Below are 3,892 nucleotides of genomic sequence, written 5' to 3' on the forward strand. Positions count from 1 at the left end.
CAAAAAAGCAGGCCGTGAAATGGTGATGTCCCAAGAGGCCAGAGCGGTAATTATTGAGGAGTACCACCAAAGGGAATCCGCACAGGATGCCATGCCGGAACTGTTGGCAAATATGGTTTCCCGCCACCGGGTGTTTGTCTGTCGGCTGTCGGCTATTTTCGCATTGATGGACCTCTCAGAATCGGTGCAGGCTGAACACGTCCGCCAGGCTTACCGCTGGCTGGATTTCTCCGCCGCCAGCATCCGTTACCTGTTAAACACGGCAAGGCAGGAAGCAGAACAAGAGGAAGTCATCAGCCTGGCCGGTGAAATCCATGGGTTTTTGCTGACCCATAACGACGGGAAAGGATGCTCCAGTACCGAGATAAGTCAAAACCTCTTTAGCGGCAACAAGAAAGCCAAAGACATCACCGCTGCCCTGAAGTCTCTGACTGAATCCATACCGCCAGGGGTGGAGCAATATCAGCCCGAACAAAAGGGCAGAGGCAGGAAGAAAACCATCTTCAGGCCAGTCATTACGAAATAAAAGAATTTACGAAAAAGTTTTACAGGCCACGGATCACGAGGGTTATAAAATTCGTACCCAGAGACGAAAGAAGAAAAGTTACGAACTAATTACGGGTGTTGGTCAGTCAACAGTCAGGCTCGAATTAGTTCGTAAATTTATTGATTCGTAAGGCCGGTTACGAACGATGTAGTCCAATAAGCACGCGGCCTGAAGTAATAAATTCGTAAATTCGTTTTTTTCGTAAAGCCCCCCGGATATCGGTACTCCGGAAATACCGCTGAAGAGGTTGTCGCAAAACCCTCCGGACACCTCGTTCCCATGCTTTGCGTGGGAATGCATACCGTATTCGCCACAAGTGAATAACTAGCCTGAAACCCCCACAGATTCTGGCAAGGAGAGGTTTCTCCACATGCGGCCAGATCCGTATGCATTCCTACGCAGAGCGTGGGAACGAGGGTTTTGCGACAGCTTCTGAATCGGGGGGATACCTATTTATCCCAAACTGGGTTGTGCGACAATCCCGCCAGCAAAACGCACTGACCGGAAGCGCAGCAAACCTATGGACAAATCCAAACTCACCGAATCCGACATCATCACAAAATTCATCCTGCCTGCCATCAAAGACGCTGGCTGGGATGATATGACCCAAATCCGTCAGGAAGTGAAACTGCGGAATGGCAGGGTGGTTCGGGGTCAAGCGGCTGCCATGAAGGTAAAGTCTGCGAATTATGCAATCACCATCAGCATCAACAACCCCGGTGGTTCCGTGTTTGACGGTATAGCCATATACAACGCCCTGAGCTGGACAAAATCTGTTCAATAGACGTAAGTACGCTTTTTAAATGGGGGGCAAGGAACTAAATGCAATGAATAACGTCCAATAATCGATCGTAAATACAAAAATTAGGGTGATCGTAATGTTGGGAAATACAGGTGTGCAATCTGGGCCGCCAGTAATGGTGAGTAGGGAATCTAACCATAATGATTATGCAGTCAAGGCTTCAGGGATTGGTTACGATCAGTCAAATACAGCGTCGGCCAGTGCGACAGAACCATCAAAAACACCCGTTTCACAGCGGAAAATGTCCATTTCTCCGCCTGATTTATCGCAGCACAAACAGATTGCTATCACCCTTGCGTCTCAGCAAATGCCTTCAACTACCCTGGATGAAGCATCCATCTTCAGCATTGCCAGCAGCTTGTGTATGGCAGAAATCAACACGGTTGAAAAGGCAAATGAACTGGCGTTGACTCTTACCCCCCCGGGTCCGGTTTTTCATACCTGGTACGCTCTGCATGGTACAACCCTGTTCGACGGTAAAAACAACTCCCGTAAATGGGATTATGTTGCAACTATAGAACAGGAAGCAGAATACTTTCGATCATTCAAAATCCCTGTATTACTGATATATTCAACCTGCAATATGACGAAAAGTCAGGTTGCTACAATGTCCGCTTTGTTCAAGCACCACCCAAACTTACTTACCCTCGATATGGAGAATGAGCTGGATGAAAAAACCAGCTTTAAAAATAGTGTATTTGAGTCGCATTTTTGTGCTCAGAAATGCGTTAAGACGATATGTGATACGCCCCAGGATCGGAAAAAATATGAACTGGGCCTGAATGTCCATACAATGGATTTATTAAGATATCTGATCCTGCTTGAAAAAGATTATGTCCTTGAAACAGCCCTTGCTAAAGCTGAAAAAATAGAGGGTAAAAAAGAGTTTTCTGATAATGTCAGGCATTGGGGAATGGATGTACTGACTTATTCTGATATCGATATCATACAGTTCATGCCAAACCTTTACATGCTAACCGAGTCTGCGCTTATCAACAGCATTTATCTGGAAGGCTTCGAGAATAAAGTAAAACCGGAGGCGTTGAGAAACATCTGTCATGACTATATTAAACACCGGAATCAAGGTATTGAGAATAAAGACAGCGCTAAAGTTCTTAATGAAGATTTCCTGAACAACCTCCTCTCTTTTAAAAAAAATTCGGAAAAGACAACAAAACCATCAGGGCGGTTGCATAAGGTGTACGATAGTTTAGTTAATGTCGGAAATGAGACAGAAATGCCCGATATTGATTCACTTTCGATATGTGAAGAAAATGCCACTGCGGCTAAGTGTTCTGAAAAACAGGATGAACAGCACCATAGTCACCCTGAAGCTACCACCCTGTCAATACCATGGGCTACTGAGTGCTCGTATTTCCGGGTGGGAAATAAGGCACTCAAAAAGATAAATGTTGCATCCGTCATGGATCAGCCATCGGGCTTAAGAAGCTATGGCCTAAGACGGTGGGCGGGAGATAAACAGCTGATGCTATCCGGTATACAGCTATTGAACATTGCTCATGTTAATACTCACCGGACTTGGAGGGTAACTTCTCAAAAAGTGCTGGGAGTAGCTCAAATTCATACAAAACCTTAGTGCATATTTAGCGTGTACCAAGGATTGCAGAGAGTTAGCACGTTGGTTCTCCAGCAGTTTTTGAGAAGTTACCTTGGAAGGGCGAAAGAATCGGATTTACGTCCGGTCCGGTTTAAGTTATGGCTGGTGGATGGCTTCTACTATGGCATTAGCGATCTTGAAACAGACTTGCAAAAACACGACAACCAGTCGCTGAATAGCAATAAAAATAGCCTGATCAATGACACGGTGGCTGAACTGCAACACTGGTCCACTTTCGAGCCTGAACCTGAACAACGCCCTGAACCCAAACCCCGATCACAGGAACGGTTTCTCCACACCGGCACCCTGATACGGGAAACACCAAAAACCGGCCGCAACGACCCATGTCCCTGCGGCAGTGGTAAAAAGTTTAAGAAGTGTTGTGGGCGATAGTGGCATACTAATCAATCACAATAGAACCGCCTGACCGGGATCAAACACTATCTTGCCTTACGGTTTAAGCACTGAGCCAGTACAGTCAGGCACCGGGACAACTAAAGTACACTCACCGGACATTCTTATCGGTCAGTCAAGGAATGAACAGGATATGCTAACCCGATTAAAACTATCCAATTTTAAAGCCTGGCGGGAATCTGGTGATATTCAGCTGAAACCGGTCACCCTGCTGCTGGGCGAAAACTCCACCGGCAAATCCAGTCTGTTGCAAAGCCTGCTGCTGATGAAACAGACGGCCACTTCACCGGATCCTACCGTTCATCTCAACCTGGGTGACGAGGTGAATGACTCTGTGGATATGGGATCATTTGAAGACCTGCTCACCAGAAACCCGGAAAAGCGCAAGGTGGGGATTGAGCTGGATGCGGTTCATGACAAAGACCACTGTTTTTTTTCGGTGGAATACGCACAGGACTCCAAAAAGAGCCCGATCATTGACAGCATGAAACTGAGTACAGACGGTGAAAAC

At 46.5% G+C, this 3,892-nt stretch carries 5 protein-coding genes; all 5 read left to right on the forward strand.

Annotated features, from left to right (window positions below; translation table 11 throughout):
• Positions 1-526 (forward strand): hypothetical protein (locus tag RM811_RS12815; RefSeq protein ID WP_402524828.1); only part of this gene is annotated, 526 nt, incomplete at its 5' end.
• A 541-nt stretch (positions 527-1,067) separates the two neighbouring features.
• On the forward strand, positions 1,068-1,331 hold the full coding sequence (locus RM811_RS12820; RefSeq protein ID WP_402524831.1) for an ATP-dependent Clp protease proteolytic subunit: 264 nt from the start codon (positions 1,068-1,070) through the stop codon (positions 1,329-1,331).
• Between the two features lie 94 nt (positions 1,332-1,425).
• Positions 1,426-2,946: a hypothetical protein gene (locus tag RM811_RS12825; protein ID WP_402524833.1), complete on the forward strand. Its 1,521-nt coding sequence runs from the start codon at positions 1,426-1,428 to the stop codon at positions 2,944-2,946.
• 60 nt (positions 2,947-3,006) lie between these two features.
• Complete coding sequence (locus RM811_RS12830; protein WP_402524835.1) at positions 3,007-3,360, forward strand: SEC-C metal-binding domain-containing protein; 354 nt, start codon at positions 3,007-3,009, stop codon at positions 3,358-3,360.
• Between the two features lie 52 nt (positions 3,361-3,412).
• Positions 3,413-3,892: AAA family ATPase (locus RM811_RS12835; protein ID WP_402524837.1), on the forward strand; the 480-nt coding region annotated here is incomplete at its 3' end.

It is taken from the genome of Endozoicomonas sp., from assembly GCF_031844845.1.
Classification (GTDB): domain Bacteria; phylum Pseudomonadota; class Gammaproteobacteria; order Pseudomonadales; family Endozoicomonadaceae; genus Endozoicomonas.